The organism is Streptococcus sp. SP8 (assembly GCF_030440045.1).
Classification (GTDB): Bacteria; Bacillota; Bacilli; order Lactobacillales; family Streptococcaceae; genus Streptococcus; species Streptococcus parasanguinis_I.
In genome coordinates, this window is record NZ_JAQFJL010000018.1 from 1 (window position 1) to 22,259 (window position 22,259).

20 protein-coding genes are annotated in these 22,259 nt (G+C 42.2%); 4 read left to right on the forward strand and 16 right to left on the reverse strand.

What is annotated here, in order from left to right; translation table 11 throughout:
* Nucleotides 1-125 precede the first annotated feature (125 nt).
* From budA to PCY11_RS09625, 3 genes are all read right to left on the reverse strand, one after another.
* Nucleotides 126-842: an acetolactate decarboxylase gene (gene budA / locus PCY11_RS09615; RefSeq protein ID WP_070846026.1), complete on the reverse strand. Its 717-nt coding sequence runs from the start codon at nucleotides 840-842 to the stop codon at nucleotides 126-128.
* Nucleotides 843-914: 72 nt separating this feature from the next.
* The gene (locus tag PCY11_RS09620; protein ID WP_070846024.1) at nucleotides 915-2,144 is read right to left on the reverse strand and encodes a tetratricopeptide repeat protein; all 1,230 of its coding nucleotides are present in this window, start codon (nucleotides 2,142-2,144) and stop codon (nucleotides 915-917) included.
* Nucleotides 2,134-3,309, reverse strand: a complete 1,176-nt coding sequence (locus PCY11_RS09625) for an AI-2E family transporter (RefSeq protein WP_070846022.1) — start codon at nucleotides 3,307-3,309, stop codon at nucleotides 2,134-2,136. Before PCY11_RS09625 ends, PCY11_RS09620 begins: the two co-directional genes overlap by 11 nt.
* A gap of 168 nt (nucleotides 3,310-3,477) precedes the next feature.
* Between PCY11_RS09625 and PCY11_RS09630 the strand changes: the two genes are divergently transcribed.
* The gene (locus PCY11_RS09630) at nucleotides 3,478-4,488 is read left to right on the forward strand and encodes a lactonase family protein (RefSeq protein ID WP_049507697.1); all 1,011 of its coding nucleotides are present in this window, start codon (nucleotides 3,478-3,480) and stop codon (nucleotides 4,486-4,488) included.
* Between the two features lie 95 nt (nucleotides 4,489-4,583).
* On the forward strand, nucleotides 4,584-4,769 hold the full coding sequence (locus PCY11_RS09635; RefSeq protein WP_009731358.1) for a hypothetical protein: 186 nt from the start codon (nucleotides 4,584-4,586) through the stop codon (nucleotides 4,767-4,769).
* Between the two features lie 103 nt (nucleotides 4,770-4,872).
* Here PCY11_RS09635 and eno read toward each other — a convergent pair whose 3' ends face one another.
* A complete protein-coding gene (gene eno / locus PCY11_RS09640) occupies nucleotides 4,873-6,177 on the reverse strand; it encodes a surface-displayed alpha-enolase (RefSeq protein WP_049475342.1) in 1,305 nt (434 codons plus the stop codon).
* 211 nt (nucleotides 6,178-6,388) lie between these two features.
* Between eno and PCY11_RS09645 the strand changes: the two genes are divergently transcribed.
* Entirely contained in the window at nucleotides 6,389-6,841 is a 453-nt protein-coding gene (locus PCY11_RS09645; RefSeq protein ID WP_045759659.1) for a DUF1694 domain-containing protein, read from the forward strand.
* A 43-nt stretch (nucleotides 6,842-6,884) separates the two neighbouring features.
* Here the strand turns inward: PCY11_RS09645 and PCY11_RS09650 are convergent, their stop codons facing one another.
* The 9 genes from PCY11_RS09650 to PCY11_RS09690 all read right to left on the reverse strand — a co-directional run bounded on the left by PCY11_RS09650 (nucleotide 6,885) and on the right by PCY11_RS09690 (nucleotide 18,540).
* Nucleotides 6,885-8,000, reverse strand: coding sequence for a glycerate kinase (locus tag PCY11_RS09650; RefSeq protein WP_049475343.1), 1,116 nt, complete (start codon nucleotides 7,998-8,000; stop codon nucleotides 6,885-6,887).
* Nucleotides 7,985-8,653, reverse strand: a complete 669-nt coding sequence (serB, locus tag PCY11_RS09655) for a phosphoserine phosphatase SerB (RefSeq protein WP_070466271.1) — start codon at nucleotides 8,651-8,653, stop codon at nucleotides 7,985-7,987. The genes PCY11_RS09650 and serB overlap by 16 nt, the downstream gene beginning before the upstream one ends.
* Before the next feature lie 112 nt (nucleotides 8,654-8,765).
* Nucleotides 8,766-10,490: a septation ring formation regulator EzrA gene (ezrA, locus tag PCY11_RS09660; RefSeq protein ID WP_070466273.1), complete on the reverse strand. Its 1,725-nt coding sequence runs from the start codon at nucleotides 10,488-10,490 to the stop codon at nucleotides 8,766-8,768.
* A gap of 86 nt (nucleotides 10,491-10,576) precedes the next feature.
* Nucleotides 10,577-12,526, reverse strand: a complete 1,950-nt coding sequence (gyrB, locus tag PCY11_RS09665; RefSeq protein WP_070466275.1) for a DNA topoisomerase (ATP-hydrolyzing) subunit B — start codon at nucleotides 12,524-12,526, stop codon at nucleotides 10,577-10,579.
* 12 nt (nucleotides 12,527-12,538) lie between these two features.
* The gene (locus PCY11_RS09670) at nucleotides 12,539-13,102 is read right to left on the reverse strand and encodes an HAD-IA family hydrolase (RefSeq protein ID WP_049491087.1); all 564 of its coding nucleotides are present in this window, start codon (nucleotides 13,100-13,102) and stop codon (nucleotides 12,539-12,541) included.
* A 165-nt stretch (nucleotides 13,103-13,267) separates the two neighbouring features.
* Entirely contained in the window at nucleotides 13,268-13,819 is a 552-nt protein-coding gene (locus PCY11_RS09675) for a DJ-1 family glyoxalase III (protein ID WP_024055774.1), read from the reverse strand.
* Nucleotides 13,820-13,838: 19 nt separating this feature from the next.
* On the reverse strand, nucleotides 13,839-15,068 hold the full coding sequence (locus PCY11_RS09680; RefSeq protein WP_070466276.1) for an FtsW/RodA/SpoVE family cell cycle protein: 1,230 nt from the start codon (nucleotides 15,066-15,068) through the stop codon (nucleotides 13,839-13,841).
* 33 nt (nucleotides 15,069-15,101) lie between these two features.
* Nucleotides 15,102-16,082 carry a YeiH family protein gene (locus PCY11_RS09685; protein ID WP_070466278.1) on the reverse strand — a complete coding sequence of 327 codons (981 nt, stop codon included), beginning with the start codon at nucleotides 16,080-16,082 and terminating at the stop codon, nucleotides 15,102-15,104.
* Between the two features lie 4 nt (nucleotides 16,083-16,086).
* Nucleotides 16,087-18,540 carry a bifunctional DnaQ family exonuclease/ATP-dependent helicase gene (locus PCY11_RS09690; RefSeq protein ID WP_070466712.1) on the reverse strand — a complete coding sequence of 818 codons (2,454 nt, stop codon included), beginning with the start codon at nucleotides 18,538-18,540 and terminating at the stop codon, nucleotides 16,087-16,089.
* 118 nt (nucleotides 18,541-18,658) lie between these two features.
* Between PCY11_RS09690 and PCY11_RS09695 the strand changes: the two genes are divergently transcribed.
* Nucleotides 18,659-19,294 carry an MBL fold metallo-hydrolase gene (locus PCY11_RS09695; protein WP_070466280.1) on the forward strand — a complete coding sequence of 212 codons (636 nt, stop codon included), beginning with the start codon at nucleotides 18,659-18,661 and terminating at the stop codon, nucleotides 19,292-19,294.
* A 75-nt stretch (nucleotides 19,295-19,369) separates the two neighbouring features.
* Here the strand turns inward: PCY11_RS09695 and ftsX are convergent, their stop codons facing one another.
* The 3 genes from ftsX to prfB form a co-directional block, all read right to left on the reverse strand.
* Entirely contained in the window at nucleotides 19,370-20,296 is a 927-nt protein-coding gene (ftsX, locus tag PCY11_RS09700; RefSeq protein WP_042759907.1) for a permease-like cell division protein FtsX, read from the reverse strand.
* Nucleotides 20,289-20,981, reverse strand: a complete 693-nt coding sequence (gene ftsE / locus PCY11_RS09705; RefSeq protein ID WP_003008021.1) for a cell division ATP-binding protein FtsE — start codon at nucleotides 20,979-20,981, stop codon at nucleotides 20,289-20,291. The genes ftsX and ftsE overlap by 8 nt, the downstream gene beginning before the upstream one ends.
* A 44-nt stretch (nucleotides 20,982-21,025) precedes the next feature.
* Nucleotides 21,026-22,121, reverse strand: a protein-coding gene (gene prfB / locus PCY11_RS09710) for a peptide chain release factor 2 (protein WP_100209015.1) whose coding sequence is annotated in 2 segments (ribosomal slippage) — nucleotides 21,026-22,048 and nucleotides 22,050-22,121 — 1,095 coding nt in all. Because the reading frame shifts where the segments join, the coding sequence is not laid out codon by codon here.
* Between the last annotated feature and the right edge of the window lie 138 nt (nucleotides 22,122-22,259).

Genomic DNA, 22,259 nt, shown 5'->3' on the forward strand with positions numbered 1-22,259 from the left:
TCCGCACAGTTGAGTAGGGCTGTAAAAGCTGATGAAATCAGCGTAGTAGAGCCCACTCAACCACTGCGTCTTGCTCGACAATCCAAAAATAATTGAGAGGCTAGGACTTTTGTCCCAGCCTCTTTTTATTCTGCTTTATGGATATCTTCTTTGACCTCATCGACATTGAATTTGGCAAAGAGGTACTGACGGTCTTGGACTGGGAAACGTTGATCCAGCTGATCGATAGCCCCCACCTCTACAATCCCTTCTGAGATGACAAAATCCATTACATGGCCACCAAAGGTATGGTCATCTGAAATAAAGTGCAAATGGTATCCTGCCACACTCACGCCATGGAAAATTTCTGGTGTCCAAAAACCGACGATGGTCCCTGTGACATTTTCCCGTGTATACTCTGGCTGATGGGTTGCAACCTCTGCAAACTTCATCTCTGGTGTTGATTTTGGAATCATACGGACATGCATCTTGACAAAGTCACCACGAATCTTAATGGAGCGAAAAAGATTTTCGCCATCGTAATAAGACTCAATACGAGCTTCCAATTCCTCGTCCGTCATTTCAAAGCGTTGACGGAAAATCACTTCTGCTTGGTGAGGAACGACTGCTGCATAAGGAACCTTGGCATCCGGAGAAACTTCAACAATTTCAGGATGGTCGCCAGATCCCTTGGCCTGATATGCCTTACCATCTAATACGATCAACTCTCCATCAATAGAATCCAGCGTCCCAATTCCGAGGTTCCCATGTTCTAAGAGTTCTCCTATCGTAAATGACCCCCCGTACAGACCCGCCATTAGGGCACCTAAGGTATTGTATTGAAAAAGTTTCACTGGTTCCATGTTTTTCTCTCCTCATTCTATCTTCTACCAGTATACCACAAACTATTCCGAATCTTCACGATATGGTTTTGATTAGAGGCTATCATAGAGGGTTTGCATCTGCACATCGTCTGGTACGATCGCCAAATACTGATTAGCCACTTCACGCGCCTTCGTCACATCTCCAGCCTCACGCAACAAATAAACATAGGCTTCGAGGAATTCTGGGTTGTCCTTTAAATCCTCATAGAGCTCTTGGTAGGCTGAGACGGCCTCTTCTGTTTTCTCCAAGGCAGCCAAAGCACGGGCAATGTTCCAACGGGTGACAACCGTTTCGACTTCTTCATTTTGCCAATCCAAGACTTGGTCAAAGCGTTCCTGTTCCAAATAAAGGGTGGTCAGGCGAAGAGCAATCTCTTCTATATCATCTGCCACTTCTTTAGCCTCTAATAGATAAGCTTCTGCTTGCTCAGGTTGGTGGAGTTCATAAGAAAGCTGAGAAGCAAGGAGCTTCAATTGGGCATCAAATGGATTCTTCTGGATCCCTTGTTTAGCAATCTCAAGCGCTTTTTCACGGTCATTTTCAGCCTGTAAAGCCAAGGCATAACCATACTCATAGCCCTCAAAATCAGGCGACAAGGTATCAATTTGTTTGTAGTAGATCAGGGCTTTTTGGAATTCTTCTTGGTCAGACAATAGGGTCGCTAATTCGTAAGCAATCTGGTCATCAAACTCAATCTCCAGAGCTTTCTCTAAGAAAGGAACAGCTGCTTCAAACTTACCAAGATTGGCATAGGCAAAACCAATCCGTTGATAGGTGGAAATTCCTGTTGCTTCCAAAATCTCCCGATTGTCTAACTGGGCATACTCTTGGATAGCCTCTTGATAGCGTTCCAATTCCAGATCAATTTCAGCTAGCCCTAATTGAATGATGGGATCATCAGACAGACTGGCTGCTTCAACTAACTTTTCACGCGCCACATCTGCGAGACCTTCCAGCTGATAGAGATCGGCCTTAACCAAGAGACTGGCTACATACCAGTTAGACTCAGGGCCAATTTCTTCTAAATATGCAAAGGCCTCTTCCGTTTGCCCTTCCTCTGCAAGGATGGTTGCCAAACTCAGATATACTTCTGGATAGGTTTCTGCAATCTGTTCATAAACCTCTTTTGCCTGAGGATAAAAACCGATACTTTCAAGATATTGACCCAAATCCAATAATTGCGCTTCACTATCTTCTAACAAGGCCTTTTGAAATTGAACTTCTGCTTCTTCTAGCTCTTGCTGATCAAGAGCCTCTACCATTTGTTGACTATGACTCACTCTGTGTTTCCTCTTCTATTTCATTGTGTTCTTCATACAAGCCACTAACGACCTTATACCATTCAAAGATAGCTCCGATCACCACCTTAGCAGATGCATAGACCGGAATACCAAGGAAAACTCCCCAGATTCCAAACATAGATCCTGACGTCAAGAGCACAAATAAAATGGTAATCGGATGGATATTTAACTGACTTCCCAAAACCAAAGGTGATACGAAACGTCCTTCAATGGTTTGCTCCACTGCAAATACAATTAAGACCTTGATAAACATCTCTGGTCCTGCTACCAAGCCCAAAACTAAAGCAGGTAACATGGCTAAGAAACTACCCAAGTAAGGGATCAAATTCAAGATCCCCGCAGAGATCCCAAGTGTCACCGCATAACGTAAGCCAATGATCTTAAAGAAGAGGATAAACATAATGGCGACGACAATGGCTACCGTAATTTGCCCTCGAACATAATTGGAGAGTTGGGTGTTGACATCTGAGAGAACTTGTTCAGCCGGTTTACGAATCTTAGTCGGTAAGAAGCGAACAATGTGGCCCTTTAAATTTTTTCCATCTCGAAGAAGATAAAAGACAATAAAAGGCATGATGATCAAGGCAACAATGACTTGCGAAGCCACTCCGATCAAGTTGCTGACCCAATTGACAGCCCGCCCAGAGATCGAACTCGCCCAAGAAGTAATGTTTGCAGACAATTCCTTAGTGATCTCATCTAATTGGGGTTTGATATCTGAGGAGACGCGATTATCTAGAAAATCATCGATGGTTGCATTGGCCTTTTCCAAATAAGTTGGCAGGTTATGAAAGAAACTCACCACTTGTCGTTGGACGGATGGAATCACTACAGCTAGACCCCAAATTAAAAGCACTGCAATCAAGAAAAAGACTAAGGAAATCGCAAAAATCCGCTTGAGTCCTTTTCTTTCAAGAAAGTCAACAATAGGGTTAAGCAGGTAATAGAGCAAACCAGAAATAATGACAGGCAGCATGACGGCTCCTGCAAACTCAAAAATAGGAATAAAAATAAAGGTGATTTTACTCAAAACCAAAAGGTTCAAGCCCAACAGCAAGGTAACTAAAAATACGGTAATGGCCTTGTTGTCTAAAAACCATCTAAAAAACCAGGACAAACTAAACTGTTTTTCTTTATTATCCACGGAAAACTCCTTTTCATTTCAATCTGTTTCTATTTTAGCATTTTTTGAGCTTGAAGTTACGAAAAAACTAGCAAAATAAGAAAGAAAGGCCCTCGCCTTTTCAACTAGCAATTGCCTTCCAATAGGACCTTTGATATAATAAACCTAACAAATCATACGAGGTGTCCTATGTCTCAAACCATTTATTTCGGTACCTATACCAAAAAAGAATCCAAAGGAATTTACAAGGCACAATTTGACCCTGAAACAGGGACATTGAGCCAACTTGAACTAGTGGCAGCTGAGCCCAATCCAACCTATATCGCTTTTTCTGAAAAAGGCAACCTCTACAGTGTCGGAGCTGAAGAGGGAAAAGGAGGAATCGCAAGTTTTACAGCTGATTTTCAGCCGCTCAATCACGTTGTTGAAGAGGGAGCACCACTCTGCTATGTCTCTGTCGATGACAAGCGTCAACTGATCTATGGAGCCAACTATCACAAAGGCCAAGTTCTCGTATATAAGCTAGAGTCAGATGGGCGTTTGTCCTTTGTCAATCAAGACACCCACCAAGGAAGTGGTCCTCATGCCAATCAAGCAAGTCCACATACCCACTATGCAGACCTTACACCAGATCAGTACTTGATCACGTGTGACCTAGGAACAGACAGTTTGCATGTCTATGATGTCAGTGAGGAAGGAAACCTAACCCTGATCAATCAGTATCAAACAGCTCCAGGGGCAGGACCTCGTCACCTGGTCTTTCATCCCCACTATAAGACTGCCTATCTCATCAATGAATTAAATGCTACGATCGATGTACTCTTTTATGACGGTATGGGTGAATTCGAACACTTCCAAACTGTTTCCACAATTCCATCAGACTACGATGGTCAAAAATGGGCTTCTGCGATCAAGCTCTCAGCTGATGGAAAATTCCTCTATGCATCTAACCGTGCTCACAATTCCATCGCTGTCTTCAAAGTTGTGGCTGATGGTAGTCTAGAACTGATTGAAATTGTTCCAACTCAAGGGCTCAATCCACGTGATTTCACGCTTAGTCCTGATCAAAACTATTTGATCGCAGCCCATCAAGATTCACCTAATGCCACCGTCTTCAAACGAGATTCTACTAGCGGAAAATTGACCCTTCTATCCGACGACTTCTATGTTCCAGAGGCCGTTTGTACAGTTTTTCATTAAGTCGTTTTAGTTGTCAAACCTCTAAAAAAATGATTAAATAGATGAGAAAAAGGCGCGAGCCTGACTTCACAACTTATATTTTAGGAGATCCAAGCATGAATCCAATGGACTTATTTAACCAAGTAAAAGAAATGATCGAAAAGAAAGATTTCGACGCTGCAAAGAAATTTGTTGATGACAACAAAGACAACCTCGGTGACTACCTTGAACAAGCCAAAGGGCTTGTATCTGGAAATGAAATGGTCAGCGGTGCCTTGGACAAAATCAAAGGCTTGTTCTAATAGAACTACTCCTCAACGCTTTAGTTGAGGAGTTTTTGTTTATACCAATCGCAAAAAAGATCCTTGAGAAAACTCAAGGATCTTTTTAGTCTAGTAAACTAGATTATTTCTTAAGGTTGTAGAATGATTTCAATCCACGGTATTCAGCTACTTCACCAAGTTGATCTTCGATGCGAAGCAATTGGTTGTATTTAGCGATACGGTCTGTACGTGAAAGTGAACCAGTCTTGATTTGTCCTGCGTTTGTTGCAACTGCGATGTCAGCGATTGTTGAATCTTCAGTTTCACCTGAACGGTGTGATACAACGGCAGTGTAACCAGCTTCTTTCGCCATTTCGATAGCATCGAATGTTTCAGTAAGAGTACCAATTTGGTTAACTTTGATAAGGATAGAGTTAGCACATTTTTCTTCGATACCACGTGAAAGGTAGTCAGTGTTTGTTACGAAGAAGTCGTCACCAACCAATTGAACTTTACCACCAAGACGTTCAGTAAGAGCTTTCCAACCGTCCCAGTCGTTTTCATCCATACCATCTTCGATAGTGATGATTGGGTATTTGTTTACCAATTCTTCAAGGTAGTCGATTTGTTCAGCAGCAGTGCGGACAGCAGCTCCTTCACCTTCGAATTTAGTGTAATCGTAAACTTTGCGTTCTTTATCGTAGAATTCTGATGATGCACAGTCAAATCCGATAAATACGTCTTTACCTGGAACATAACCAGCAGCTTCGATAGCAGCGATGATAGTTTCTACACCATCTTCAGTTCCGTCAAAACGAGGAGCAAATCCACCTTCGTCACCAACGGCTGTTTCAAGACCACGACCTTTAAGGATTTTCTTAAGTGCGTGGAAGATTTCAGCACCCCAACGAAGAGCTTCTTTGAATGTAGGTGCACCAGCAGGTACGATCATGAATTCTTGGAAAGCGATTGGAGCATCTGAGTGAGATCCACCATTGATGATGTTCATCATTGGAGTTGGAAGAACTTTAGTGTTGAATCCACCAAGGTAGCTGTAAAGTGGGATTTCAAGGTAGTCAGCAGCAGCACGAGCTACAGCGATAGACACACCAAGGATTGCGTTTGCTCCCAATTTACCTTTGTTAGGAGTACCGTCAAGAGCGATCATTGCACGGTCAATAGCTTGTTGGTCACGAACATCGTAGCCGATGATTGCTTCAGCAATGATGTTGTTTACATTGTCAACAGCTTTTTGAGTTCCAAGACCACCGTAACGAGATTTGTCACCGTCGCGAAGTTCTACAGCTTCGTGTTCACCAGTAGAAGCTCCTGATGGAACCATACCACGTCCGAAAGCACCTGATTCAGTATAAACTTCTACTTCAAGTGTTGGGTTACCGCGTGAGTCTAGGACTTCGCGAGCGTAAACATCAGTAATAATTGACATTTCTTACTCTCCTTATTGAGTTATATTTTTTACTCCTCTATCATATCGTAATTAGGCTATTTTTTCAAGAAAAAACAAGGAAATCTACGAAAATTGAGAAGTTTTTAACAAGAAAACGGTTCCACTGCCTTATTTTCTTCCATTTCCCTTCCTTATTTAATTTTTTAGCATTCCTCTACTCTTCTGCTACGCTTTATGCTATACTAAACTTATGACAGATATTAATAAAACGATTTTAGAAAAAGCTGCTGGTCCTACTCGGTTCAATCCTGATGAACAGCGTCGATTTTTGGAGACATATGAGGAGCGTGTGATTGCATCATGTACCTTGGAGGAGGCAAGGGACAATCTCTATTTGGAGCACTATTCTTCAATTCTTACGAACATTTCAGAACGCTTTGAACCTGTATTGGTCAAGATTTCGCCTGCCTTGGATGAAAGCAGCCAACTTCAATATTTGAAAAAAACAAAGGATCTTGGTCTTGTGGCAAGCATTGTTTCAGATGACTGTCGCCACTCTCCCTTTGGTCTCATCATCCATACTGATCATCCATCTGGAATTTCTCCAACCGATATCAGCCTCCAGTATCCAAATTTGTTTGAAAAGAAGGAAGAGAGCACAGCACCTGAAAAAAAATCATTTTGGAAACGCCTCTTTGGCTAAAGAAAGAACCAATTGAAAAGGAATTTCCTTTTCAATTGGTTCTTTAGTTTGCTTTCATTTTTAAGAGGTTACCAATATTTCGAGCACAGGAAATCAGATTTTTTTCAGCATGAGTAAGTGCATCTGCCACCTCACAAGGACCTGGTACAATAGAGAAGGCAGCCTCAATATGATGACTTGGGAAAGCTGGCAAATCCTCTGCTAAGGCCCCACAAATAGCAAGCACTGGGATCTTATCTGGTGTTCGTTTGGCTACCCCGACAGGAGCTTTTCCAGACAGAGATTGGAGGTCCATCCTACCTTCTCCCACGACGACCAGATCCGCTTTTTGAACCTTACGATCGAAGTCGATTAGATCCAAACTTTTCTCAATTCCCGAGGAAACCTGACCACCCGCAAATGCGACCAAGCCAGCTGCCATGCCACCTCCAGCTCCGGCGCCAGCCATGGATAAAATTCGGGCATCTGCTAGCTGGTAAAAATCCTGCATAGCCTGGTCGACAGCTGGAAACAGAAGGGGATTCAAACCCTTTTGCCCGCCAAAGATATAGGTTGCTCCTTGACTGCCACAGAGAGGATTGGTGACATCCGTTAAGACCAGGAGCTCGATGTCTTGTAAAGCATTTGGAACCGCACTGGTATCTATTCTATCCACACGACCGATCGAAGCACCTACAGGACGAAGCAGATGACCTTGGTCATCATAGAAGGCTACCCCTAGTCCGGCTGCCATCCCAATCCCACCATCATTGGTCGCTGAACCACCAATTCCCACACAGATCGTTTTAACCCCTTGGTCAACCAATTGCAAAATCAGTTCACCAATTCCTCGTGTCTCTAGTTCTAGTGGATTGCGTTTTTCAGCTGGGATAGAGCCTAAGCCAACAAGAGAGGCCATCTCAAAAAATGCCATCTCATCTTTTTGGTAGTAAGACATTGAAACAGGCTGTCCAAATGGTCCGGTTACTTGCGTTTGGTACTCAGTTACATCTAGAACACCAGCTAGGGTTTCCATGGTTCCTTCGCCACCATCCCCAATAGGAAGGAGGTCAAAAGTTGCATCTGGTAGAGCCTCTTGAAATCCTTTTTTCAAGGCTTCTGCTACTTGTTTGGCAGATAAGGATTCTTTAAATGAATCCGGGGCTAGTAGGATATGCATGCTGTTTCCTTTCTATGCTGGTCTAAAATTTCAAGAACAAGGCTTAAATCCCTCTTCTCAATACGATATAGGGCTCGCTCAGCGACGATTGGCTTGGCCATAAAGGCAATCCCGATACCGGCTGTTTCAATCATCGGAAGATCATTGGCACCATCTCCCATCGCAATCGTCTGACTTCGTGGGACATGATTTTCTTTCGCCCATGTCAGGAGGGACTCTTTTTTCCTTTCAGGTGTGATTATCCCACCGAGGACTTTACCTGTCAAACAACCATCAGAAGCCTGCAAACGGTTGGCGCGGACCAGATCAATTCCTAAAGACCTCGCGATGGGGTCGATGACTTCATGAAATCCCCCTGAAACAAGGCCAACCTTGTAACCTCTTTGATGAAGTTCCGTGATTAAGGTCTTAGCTCCCGGTGTGACGTCCATCTGCTCTACAATTTTCGGAAAAATAGAGGCCTCTAATCCCTTCAATAAAGCGACACGCGCCTGTAAAGATGCTTTAAAATCCAACTCTCCATTCATTGCTTGTGCCGTAATCTCTGCTACTTTTTGTCCCACGCCAGCTTCTTGAGCTAGTAAATCAATTCCTTCTTGTTGGATCAAAGTTCCATCTACATCCATAACGAGGAGACCGGTTACTTCTTTCATCGCTTTCCTTTCTTATTTCTCCCTTACTATACAAAAATAGGGTTTAAATTTCAAGTTTCAATGATCATTTGAAGATAAAAAAACGACCTCCTAAAAAGTCGTTTTTTTGTTATTAGAAGCGAATTTGCTCCCGAGTTTTTTCATACGAAGTAACAAAGCGATCGGTCACTCCAGCTTCTACCATCTCCAAAGCATCTGAGATGACTTTGAAGGAAGCCGCATAGTCATATTCTCTTTCGAAAATATAAAGGGACTCATCAAAGGCAGCTTGAACATGATCATCAAATGAACGATAGCGATTTGAATATTGCAACAACTGCTCCGTTAAAGTAGCATTTTGTACAATTCGATAAGTCGCTTCTTCCAATTCATTCATATCATTGGTCAAAATATCTAACAAACGATTGGTTGATTCGATGTTGATTTTATCCCCTTCCAACTCATCCATCAAAGCCTCTGTATTGTTGCTTGCTGTGAAGAATAATTCCAAGAATTCTTGAGGGATTCCTGGCAAGTTTCGTTTGTCCATATAGCGTTTAATGGCATGCAAACGGTTGGCATAGATATTAACTTTTTGGCGAGCATTGGCATCGTCTTTTTCAATTTTTGAAAGGGAATCACTTAAGCCAATTTGCTCATCTTCGATTTCTTTCAAGCGAGCTTCAATAGCTTCTAATTCTTCTTCTACAATAGAATAGGCCTTTTGTGTTTCAGATGAATCTTTCAAGGCATCTTCTACCACATTTTCTTGTGAAGATAGCTCAGCTTCCAACTCTTTTAACTGTTGGCTGAAGCTTTCATTCAAGACGAATGTTTTACTAAGGCGTTCCACTTCTGCTGCAAGGTTGCTATTGTTATCTTTTGCGTGTTTCAAATAGCCAGGCAGTTGTTTCACTAACTTCTTCACGACTTTTTGTGATTCGATTTCACGAGTAAAGATGTGATACAATGCATCGATTTCCTCTTGAATTTGCTCATTTTCGTAAATAGCATTGTCCAATTCAAGCGCGGATACATTTGCCATATTGTTCTTCAAGGAAGCATGCAACTGTTGGAAACGAGATTCAATATCTGTTTCAGTGAAGTGGTAGCCAGATTCCAAAAGCTTGCGGTAGCCACTTTCCAAATCCTCTAATTGGTCTGGAAGTTTTGACTGAAGAGCGGTGACAATTTCTGGCACTCGCTCAACAATTTGTTTTAAGGCCACAATATGATTCTCAGCTGTATCAAGGATTTCAGCTGCTTCAACAGGGTCACCTGAAGAATTCAAGGTGACAAATTGTGAAAACTCAGATTGAATATTTCCAATTTGCTTTTCAATTTCAGGAAGCGCACTGCCATAACGATCTGGATCTGAAGTGACTTCTTTTTGAAGTTCTTCAAACATATCTAAGGCATGAACCACGCGTCCGCTATTTTTTTGTTCTTGCTCTTCAAGATCTGAAAGGGCTTGGCGAATCGCTTTGATATCTTCGTCGATCAACTGGATCTGACTTTCGATATTGTCAATGGCTTGTTTAGCCTTCATGAAACGGAAAGAATTATTATAGCCTTCCGCTTCAAACAGATTGTTTTCAATATCAGCAAATGAATTTAAGGATAAATCTACCCATTTTTGATTCCATTCACGAAATGCAATTTGACTTTGACCAATCAAATGCATGTTTTTTACGGCCTCTACTTCATCGTTGACCGGAAGGTTGTATAACTTTTCTTTTCGTTCTTCCAGTGCTGCCAGTAAGGCTTCATTTCGTTTTCTCAATATGACTGCAACCACATATCCTACAATCAAGATAAGGGCGACAATAAAGATGAGAACAATTAGTCCACTAGACATATAAAAACTCCTTCATCGTATTACTTGAACGTAATCCTAGTAATTATACCATAAAATATCCATTAATGGGAAGCGTTCGGTGAATTTTATACATCGAGTGTACTATATTCAGCGTTTTCTTCGATAAATTCACGACGTGGTTCCACACGGTCCCCCATCAACATATCAAAGATCTTATCTGCTTCCGCAGCATCGTCTACTGATACTCGTGCCATCAAGCGGTGTTCTGGATTCATGGTTGTTTCCCATAATTGGTGATCATCCATTTCTCCAAGACCTTTATAGCGTTGGATGGTTGGTTTTGAGCGACCTTCTGAATAACGTTCCAAAGCTGCAGCTAATTCGGCTTCTTGGTTGGCACCAGGTTGGATATATTCTTTGATTTCACTACCGACTTTGACCCCATAGATTGGTGGTTGCGCAATGTAAACATATCCCGCTTCCAAGACTGGTTTCATATAGCGATAGATCAAAGTCAATAGAAGGGTTCGGATATGAGCGCCATCGACATCGGCATCGGTCATGATGACTAATTTTTGATAACGCGCTTTTGTAACATCAAATTCGGCACCAAATCCAGTTCCCATAGCAGTAAATAAACTACGGATCTCTTCATTGGCTAGAATTTTGTCCATACTTGCTTTTTCAACGTTCAAGATCTTACCACGGATTGGTAAAATCGCTTGGAATTCCCGATTTCGACCAGATTTTGCAGATCCTCCGGCTGAATCCCCTTCGACGATAAAGAGTTCTGTTTCTTGTGGATTATTTGAAGAACAATCTGCCAATTTACCAGGTAGGTTGGAAATCTCAAGCCCTGATTTCTTACGGGTCACCTCACGCGCTCGCTTAGCAGCTACGCGAGCTTTCGCTGCTAAAATCCCTTTTTCGACGATTTTCTTAGCAATTTGCGGATTTTCCAAAAGGAAATCAGAAAAGGCATCACTAAAGAGTCGATTGGTAATCTTAACAACTTCTGAATTTCCAAGTTTGGTCTTGGTTTGTCCTTCAAACTGTGGATTTGGATGTTTAACCGAGATCACTGCTGTTAAGCCTTCTCGAACATCTTCCCCAGTTAGATTGTCTTCGTTTTCTTTTAAGAGTTTATTCTTCTTAGCGTAATCATTGATCACACGAGTGAGAGCTGTACGGAAGCCCTGTTCATGCGTTCCACCTTCATGGGTATGAATGTTATTCGCAAAACTCATGACCGTCTCATGGTAGCCTGTGGTATATTGCATAGCTACTTCAACTGTAATATCATCCATTTCACCATCTGTGTAGATTGGTTTTTCAAAGATGACATCTTTGTTTTCATTGATGTATTCGACGTAACTTGAGATCCCACCTTCGTAGTGGTAATGCTTTTCTTGCTCTAGGCCTTCTCGCTTATCCGTCAAAGAAATACGCAAGCCACGATTCAAAAAGGCTAGTTCTTGAATTCGTTTATTTAATTTTTCAAAATCATACTCGGTGGTTTCCGTGAAGATTTCTGGGTCTGGAATAAAGTGGACGGTTGTTCCTGTGCGGTCTGTTTCTCCAATGATCTTTAAATCATCTACAACATGTCCGCGTCGATATTCTTGGTAATGGATACTGCCATTTTTATAGACACGAACATCGAGGGATGTGGAGAGGGCATTTACTACGGAAGATCCTACCCCGTGAAGACCACCAGAAACCTTGTAGCCACCTCCGCCGAATTTTCCTCCGGCGTGAAGCACGGTAAAGACAGTTTCAACGGCAGGTCGACCTGTCTTTTCTTGGATATCCACTGGGATCCCACGACCATCATCGACAACCGTGATAGAATTATCTGCTTCAATGAAAACTTCAATATGGCTAGCAAAACCAGCTAAGGCTTCGTCAATCGAGTTATCTACGATTTCCCAGACCAGGTGATGAAGACCTTCTTTTGAGGTAGAACCAATATACATTCCCGGACGCATCCGAACGGCTTCTAGTCCTTCCAAGACCTGAATCTGACTGGCATCATATTCTTGTGCTTGATTTTCTTGCTGTTTATCCTCTGTCATAATTTCCCTTTTCTATTCAAATATAAACTGGTGTAAGCGTGGCATGGAATCAAATAAATAGGTCGAAAGCCCTGCAGCCTTCCCAGCTTCTATATCGATCGGACGATCTCCGATGACCAGACCGTCTTGAATGCCATATTTTTCTTTCAAATAAAGCATAGAGGCTGGGTCTGGTTTTCGAGGAAAGCCCTCGTCTGCTGTTACAATCTCCGTAAAGTAGGGTGCAATACCTGTCTGTTCAATAAGGGTCAAAACTTGGCGATCCCGATGAGATACCAAAAAATGGCGTCCTCCATGTGCTTGGATCTCTTCTAGTAACTTTTTTGCTCCCTCAAATAAGACCGGCTCTTGCAAGCCCAAGGCTTCTTTTTTCTTGTATTCCGTACGAAAATTGGAAATATGAGGGGCAAAGGTTTGAATTGCATCCTGTGTTGAGATTTTTAATGCTGCATAAACAGAATCATGATCAGCTTGGATGTGAAAGTCCTTCAATGTCGCTACAAAGGCATTTGTGGACGTTTCGTAATTATCCAATAGCGTCCCACCAAGATCCCATATAAAATCATGATAATTCATAGTCAATATTATACCACAAATGGACAAAAAAATAAGCTAAAAACCCTCATTTAGGGGGGATTTTAGCCATTTTTTACGGTCATTTCATTTTAAATCAAAGAGAAGTCATTTTCCGACATAGAATGTGATCTTTCACCAGAAAATATGGTGTCCAAAAGAGCTTTGTTAAGCATCTCCAAAGACATCTTGATAGAGCATTCCTTGACGAAGGCTTTGGGCATCTCCTCCAAATTGCTCTACCAAGGCGTAGGCTAAGGCAAGTGCCGTTGAAGGACCACGACTGGTCAAGAGATTCCCGTCTTTCACTACTGTTTCTTTCTGATAGTGTCCATCTTGAATCTCTTCTTCAAAACCATCGTAACACGTATAGTGTTTATCTTTTAAGAGGCCGGCACGCGCCAAGACAATTGGTGCTGCACAAATCGCAGAAATGATTTTTCCCTTCCTACTTTCTTCTTGAAGAGCTGCAATCAATTCCGGATTATCACGCAAATTTGCAGCTCCTGGCATCCCACCTGGTAAAAAGATTCCATCATAATCTGACAGGTCCCCATTCCAGAGGCGATCGACTTCCACTGTGATCTGGTGAGAACCTGTGACCGTTTCTTCCATGCCAATAAGGTCACAGTCGATCCCAGCGCGTCTCAAAACATCGACAATGGTCAAGGCTTCAATTTCTTCAAAACCGTTTGCTAAAATCGTTGCTACTTTTTTCATTTTCATTCCTTCTTTCTATCTATTGCGCCTTTTTAAGGACTACTTTTTTACGGATTGGAGGCCCTTCTTCTGGCTCTTTCTTTTTGCTACTATGATTATATATTGAGAGGACCAGACCAATACCAATCAGATTACTAATAATAGACGATCCACCTTGTGAGATAAAGGGGAGGGGAATCCCCGTCAAAGGGAGAAGACCCGTTACTGCTCCGACATTTTCAAAAATATGAAAGACCAGCATCATGATAAATCCGATGGAAATATAGGTATAAAATTGGTTATTGGACTGGAGGGTAATTTTTAAAATGCGGTAAATCAGGGTCACATATAAAATCAACAGCACCAGAGCTCCAACAAAGCCAAAGTCTTCTGCGACGACCGTAAAAATCATATCGCTTTCCCGTACGGGAACCAATAAATTGGAGACATTAAAGCCTTGCCCAAAGAGACCACCACTAGCAATAGCTAGCTGTCCTTGCGCCTGCTGGTAGGTGGTGGTTTGTGCATAGTCAAAAGGATTTAACCAGGCTAAAATACGGTTCATCTGATAGGTTGGCATCCCTACTTGCTGGTGCAGAAAAGCTCGCCCCCCTTCTGAAAGAAAGAGGAAGAGAAAGCCTGCTAACCCACCTGCCAGAAGCAAGATGACCGGCAAGATAATTTTCCAGGAAACTCCTGAAACGAGCACTAAGCCCGCAAAAATGGCCAAGAATACTAAGGCCGTTCCCAAGTCCTGTTGGAGAGCCAATAAGGCAAAGACCGGAATCGTATAGATGGTCAACTCTAGAATCAAAAACCAATCTTGTCGTAATAATCGCTCACGCCCCTTATTTCTTTGCAAAAATCGGACAATAGAGCGTGACAGCATCAGGATGAAGGGGATCTTCATAAATTCTGAGGGCTGAAATAAGGTGATGTTCCCATAAGCCACCCAGTTTTTAGCTCCTGTTGAAGCTACCAAGTTGGGATTATAAAACACAAGGGGAAGAACCATCAAGGCTAGGCCAAGCAGGTAAAGAAAGGGAGTGATTTTCCAAAGAAATTTCGTGCTAAAAATCGTCACAATCAGGCAAATGACGCATCCCACACCAATCCAGGCCAATTGCTGCCCTAAAAAAGACCACACCATTTGGGGATAGTCGTGAGAAACTGCTACATAAACAGATAAGATCCCAATCATAAGAAGGGTGAAGACAATCCCAATGATGGAATAATCCAGGTGAATCGTCCAAAAATGATGTTTCTTCATTCACGTTCCTTTCTGTGAGAATCATCAAATCAATTAATAGAACAACATTTGTAGAACCAAGCTAGATCCTGCTACACAAAACCAAGCAATCAACCCTACTAAAAGAGGGGCTGCTCCTGCTGCACGGAACTGTTTCCAAGAAACCTTGCTTCCGATTCCAACCAAGGCCATGGCCATAAAGAGGTGAGAAAGGTCATTTAGGTAAGGTAGGACCACTTTAGGTACCAGGCCAATAGAAGAAAGAATGGAAGCCACAATAAACCAGATAATAAACCAAGGAATAATTTTCTTTAACATTCCTTTGTTTCTTCCTTGTTGTTTACTCCGATACCATTTTAAACCGATCAAGCCCAAACAAACTGGTACAATCATCAGGGCGCGTGTTAACTTAACAATTGTAGCCATTTGCCCCGCTGCTTTACTGTAAGAAAATGCTGCTGCTACAACAGATGACGTATCGTTAATGGCTGTTCCTGACCAGAGGCCAAATTGGAAATTAGACATATGCCATAAATGCCCTAATACTGGAAAGATAAAGACAGCCAAAATGTTGAAGAAGAAAATAGTTGACATAGATAGGGCAATTTCCTCTTCGTCTGCTTCAATGATCGGCGCTGCTGCTGCAATAGCAGATCCACCACAAATAGCTGTACCAAACCCAATTAAGGTCCGTAGATGAGATTTCAGGTGGAAGACTCTCCCAAAAATAATAGCTGCAAGAAAGGCAACGGTTATCGTTGGCAGACTAATCTTTAAAGAAGACAAACCTGTAGAGGCAACTGTCGCAATGGGCAAGCTAAATCCCATGAAGATAATCGAATACTGCAACAATTTCTTACCGGACCAGTTCAAGCCTGGTCGTGAATTCTCCGGCAAATCCACAAATTCATTAAGGACAATTCCTAAAATTAAGGCAAAAACACTGGAGCCAATAATGGGAAAGAAAGTTCCCAACAACATAGCACAAAGTGCCAGTACAAATGCAATTGCAAGTCCAAATCCTTTATTTTTCATTTTCTCAATTCCTTTCAAAAAAGTCAGCTGCTTGCTCAACAAGCCGCTCTCTCACTGTCGTGTGAAGGGGCAACACTTGTTGCAAACCATCCAAAATTTGTTTTCCATATCGCTTGGTTACCACCCGCTGATCTAATAAAAGCACCAAAGATTCCTGATCTTGAAAACGGCTGGTTCTCCCAATAGCCTGTTTGAGCCTTAAAATCGCGACTGGAAGACTATAGTCGTAAAAGGGATTTTTCCCCTGTTCTCTGAGTTTTGTATTCAGCTTTTGAACCATATAATCTTTAGGATTGTCAAAAGGAAGGCGCGTGATGATTTGAATCACTTCTTTTTGTTGGGAGAAATCGACTCCCTCCCAGAAGCTTCCTGTTCCCAATAAAATGGAGCTTTCTCCTCGGTCAAATCGTCGCTTAATATTGGCTGCATCCCCATTTCGATACTGGGCCAAGTGAGGAAACTTCAATGCGTTTGACGTCTCCAGTAACAATTCTTTTGAAGTAAACAAAAGAAAAATTGGCTTTCGTAAAGGAAGGAGTTCACCGACGAGCTGACAAATCTCCCCTGCGTATTCCACTGAAGATAAAGAAACAACATCTGGAAAATCAATCGGCACCAGCAATTCCTGGTGTTGTTTGACTGTTATCGGTACCCGATAGATTTGCTGCTTTTGATATCCTAAAAGAGCAGGTAAATGCACTTTTTTACTGATAGCAATCGTCGCTGATACAAAGAGCACGGTCACTTCTTCAGGTACAAATTCCTTAAAGGATAGTAAGTCCTCCACTCCTCCATGGAGACGAAGAATCTGGTGGCTTTCAACCACTTCTTTGTCTATCCAAAAGGTTTGGTAGCGCTCATCAAACAATTCCTTTAGATTCTCTAGAGATTCGGTTTTCAATTCCGATACATCCTGCCGAATTTTTGCCACCGTTTGATCTGATAAGACTGCCGTTTTTCCTTGCACGACTTCTTTGGAGCAGGCATTTAACTCAAATTGAATACTCTCCAGCAAACGTCGTTGTAGAAGATCTTTTTCCTCTTCAATAGCGTGTTGCAAGTTTAAAAGAAGAGATTGCAAGGTTTCTTCTCTCTGTGAAAATTGCTCTAAAGCAAAGAAGAGTTTTTGCGCTTCATCCACGACCAGAACAGACTCTTGAAGTAGACTCTTATCATCTTCTAGACGGGTTAGCAGATAAGCATGATTGGTCAAAATCACACGGCTAGTTTTCACTTTTTCCTGACCAAGACGCCAAAAATCTTCCTGATAAAACAGTGAACGTTTCGACAATTGACCATCGTGGCAAATGTCAGCTACAAAATGAAGATGACGATAGAGTTGGCCAATTTCACTGAACTCTCCTGATTCAGTCATGGTCAGCCAAACCAACAGTTGCATTTTAAAGCGTCGAATCATCCCATTATCTGACTCAATCTGTAAGGTCTCATAAAATTTATCGAGTTGGATATAATCCTTGGGACTTTTAAGGCTATGAAAGGGAATTTGGAAAAGATCCTGGATGGTCTTTCCTTCTTTCTTCATAATTTGATCCTGAAGAATTTTAGTTGGAACACTCACAAGAATGCGCTTGGAGGTTTTCGCCAAAAGCGTTAACAGATAAGCGTAGGTCTTCCCAATTCCCGTTGGCGCCTCGATAAAACTTGGAAGCGGCTGGTGCAAACTGTCCTCGATATAGGCAACAAATTCTCTCTGCTCCGGATAAGCTTCCATTCCCAACAACTGCATATTGAGTTCAAACTGTTCAGACAAATAGTGACTTTCTAAGAACTGCTGTGGCTTGCGCAGATAGAGACCATGAACTTCTACTAAATGAGCTGGTAAAAAAAGGCTACTGTCTTTAAGCGCATCTTCTATTAAGAGTCGCGATTCATAAATCAAACAATCTGCCATCGAAAGAAGTTTTTCGATCAATCCTCTTGGTAAGCTCGCAATTTTCTCTCTCAATTTCAACAGCAGCTGGGCTGTTGCCATAGCATCCGCTAAAGCGGAGTGAGCATGGTGCAACTCAATTTCCAGTTCAGCTGCAAGCGCTCCTAAATTGTAGCGTTCTAAAGTCGGATAGAAAATTTGAGACAATTCAACCGTATCAATCCGAGGAGTCGTTAGCTCAAATCCTTCCCAAAAGAGGGCTTCTGCTAATAAATTCGCATCAAATTTGACATTATGGGCCACAAAGACGGCATCTTCTATTAATTCAAAAATTTCTTTTGCCACTTGTGCAAACTCTGGTGCTTTTTTCAAGCGAGCATCTGTCAGGCCAGTCAATTGTTTGATATGCTCATCCAATCGTTCATGGGGATTCACATCCGTCTCATAGGATTGCATAATCCTCCCATCTTCGATGATGACAATCCCAACCTGAATGATCTTAGCATTGCTTCCAGCACTGGTCGCTTCCAGATCCACAATGGCATATTTCCGTTTCTGTCTTGTCATAATACTTAAAATTATATCACGTTTGAGCAAGCTCTGCAGATTTTTTTCTCCTTTCAGGCTGACTTCAATCCTGTTATTTTCCTTACAATTTGATACACTATTCTAGAAAGGAGTCCTTATGAAAATCTATCGTACTGTTAATCCTATAGCTTATGAAAACACCTACTACCTTGAAAATGATCACTCCCTCATTCTTGTCGATCCAGGGAGCGACTGGGCGACTATTCAAAAACAAATAGATCGCATCGGAAAACCAATCGTAGCAATTCTTTTAACCCATACGCATTATGATCACATTATGAGTCTTGAAAAGGTTCGTCAGACCTATCATTTCCCACCTGTTTATGTCCATCCAGCAGAAGCCAGTTGGTTGTCTTCTCCTGTCGATAATTTATCTGGTTTGGATCGTCATGCGGATTTAGAAGATGTTGTATGCAAGGAGGCCGACTTCCTTTATGACATTCGCTCTGATTACCAAATAGCTGATTTCCACTTTTATGTTCTGGAGACACCAGGCCACTCTGCAGGAGGAGTCTCTATCGTCTTTCCTGAGGATCACCTGGTTCTATCCGGTGATGCCCTTTTTCGCGAAACTATCGGACGGACCGATCTTCCGACAGGGAACGCGACACAGTTACTTAGCAGTATCAGAGAAGAGCTCTTTACCCTTCCATCTTCCTACACTGTCTATCCCGGTCATGGCCCTGAAACTTCTATTGGTCACGAGAAGATGTTCAATCCCTTCTTTAGATAATCCTAAAGAGTCCTTATCATCCTTCCTGTCCTCATCAAAGTAAACAAAAAAAGCAAGTGCGAACTTGCTTTTTTATTATATCTTAAGAAAACGTCTCATGGAGATTGAAGAACCAATCGCTCCAATCAAAATTCCTAATCCAAAGAGGCCACCGACCATGATCGGTACCAAGAGATGAGGACTATAGAGATACAAGTTTTGATCTGCCAAATTATTGTTCATAGATGTATAGACAACATTATAAACGTAGAAGACTAAAGCTGAAGGAACCAAGGCTCCCAAAAGACCGATCCAAGCACCTTCTAAAAGGAATGGTGCACGAATATAGCCATTTTTTGCTCCTACCAGTCGCATAATCTTAATCTCACGACTACGTGAAATGATGGTAATCCGAATGGTATTTGAAATCAAGAAGACTGCGATGAAGATCAATAAAGCTACACCAATCAAGCCCCAGTTTCGGATGAAGGTTCCAAGAGCGAACAAGCGTTGGGTATCGACCCCACCATCTTTAACTTCAGAGACCCCTTCAATTTTTTTGGCATCAGCCGAAACTTGCTTTACATATTTAGGAGCTGTTGTCTCTACATAATAAGCATCATAGAGAGGATTGGCATCTCCATCAAAAATCTTCCAGTTGTTCCCAGCCGTTTTGATCAGTTTATCATACTGCTCTTCCTTGCTAGAAAAATCAACCTTGTCAACATGCTTCATGGCTGTCAGAGCATCGTAGACCTTATGGTAGTTTTCATTGGTCACGGTTTGACCGTCTTTTTCAATCTGCTCGCTCTGATCTTGAATATCCTTGCGCATGTATACTACAACCCGCACACTGTTTTGAATATCATCTGAAAGCTTGATGGTATTGGCAATAACTGAGGCGAAAATAGCAACCAAGCTAAGGGTAATCATAACCGAGCTGACCGCTGCAATCGTCATCCAACCATTTCGTTTCAAGCTTTTAAGCGATTCGATTAAGTGTCGGAAAAATCTTCTAATCATCGTATCCGTACTCTCCTTCCGCTTCATCACGCACTACACGACCATTTTCAATCGCGATGACACGGTGACGTAAAGTATTTACAATCTGGCTATTGTGGGTCGCCATCAATACTGTGGTCCCTTGCAGATTAATCCGCTCCAAAAGATTCATGATTTCCCATGAATTATCTGGGTCCAAGTTCCCCGTTGGCTCATCCGCAATCAAGACTTTCGGATTGTTGACGATCGCACGAGCAATCGCAATCCGTTGTTGCTCCCCACCGGACAATTCATTCGGGAATGAGCGGACCTTGTGTTTCAATCCGACAAGATCCAAAACTTCCATAACACGCTTTTTAATATTGCGACGGCGCTCACCGATAACTTGCATTGCGTAGGCAATATTTTCATAAACGGTTTTCTTTGGAAGCAATTTATAATCTTGGAAGACCACTCCCACATTGCGTCGCAACATAGGAATATCGCGTTTTTTGATTTTATCCAAATCAAAATCAGCTACTTTCAAACTTCCTTTATCGTGTTTGACTTCACGGTATAAAAGTCGAATAAAGGTCGACTTCCCTGCACCAGAAGGTCCTACGATGTAGGCAAATTCTCCTGGTTCAATTTGGACAGAGACCCCGCGAAGGGCCGTCGTCCCGTTGTCATACTTTTTGACAACATCTTTCATTTCAATCATTGACATGTAATGAAATTCCTCTCATTCTTTTCTGGTTGATTCCCTCGAGGTTATTGGAGACGCCATTTAAGGTAGGCATCGATAAAGCCATCGATATCTCCATCCATCACCTTGTCCACCTGCGCTACTTCGTAGTTGGTCCGGTGGTCCTTAACCATGGTATAAGGGGTAAAAACATAGGAGCGGATTTGACTTCCCCAGGTGATTTCTTTTTTATCCCCTTTTAGAGAATCCACTTCTGCTGCTTTTTTCTCTTGCTCTAATTGGTAGAGTTTAGCTTGCAACATCTTCATCGCACGATCACGGTTCCCGTATTGGGTCCGATCCACGGTGGACGCCACTACAATCCCTGTCGGAATGTGGGTCAAGCGCACCCCTGTAGAGACCTTGTTGACGTTTTGTCCACCAGCTCCACCAGAGCGGAAGGTGTCCATCTTGATATCATCATCACGAACTTCGACTTCGATGGTATCGTCTAATTCGGGCATGACCTCAACAGATGTAAAGGAGGTATGACGACGTTTAGCGGAGTCAAATGGAGAGATCCGAACCAAACGGTGAACGCCCATTTCAGATTTCAGAAGACCGTATGCATGTGGCCCTTCAAAGGATAGGGTCACAGACTTGATTCCAGCCTCATCTCCAGCCTGATAGTCCAAGACTTCAACTTTAAAGCCGTGGGCATTTCCAAAACGAGTATACATCCGAAGAAGCATGTCGCCCCAGTCCTGAGCTTCTGTTCCTCCTGAACCTGGGTGGATTTCTAGGATGGCATTATTATTGTCATAGGGTTCAGACAATAGCAAGGTCATCTCATAGCTGGTCATACGTTTATCCAGCTCCTCCAACTTCTCGATCAATTCTTCCTTGACCGAATCGTCTTCTGCCAAAAAGTCCAGTAAGATTTCTGACTCATCAAAGAGATCCACCATTTGATGGAAATTTTCATAGGTCTGCTTGAGTTCATTTAATTCTTGAGATGTCTTTTGCGCAGCAATATTATCATCCCAAAAATCAGGTTCTGTCATTTTATTTTCTAAAATGGCAATTTCTTCTTCCAATGCCTCTAAGTCAAAGAGACCCCCTGAAAGAAGCTAATTTTTCACGATTTGCGTCAATTTTTTGACGAATTTCTGAAATGTCCATAAGTACCTCTTTCTATGTATCTAGTCTATTATATCATAACCTTCACTATTTGCCCACCTTCCAATATTGGATCTGCTGGTTGACTACTGCCAAGCCAGCTAATTTTCAACATTTTTCCATTCATTTGTAACCTAATTG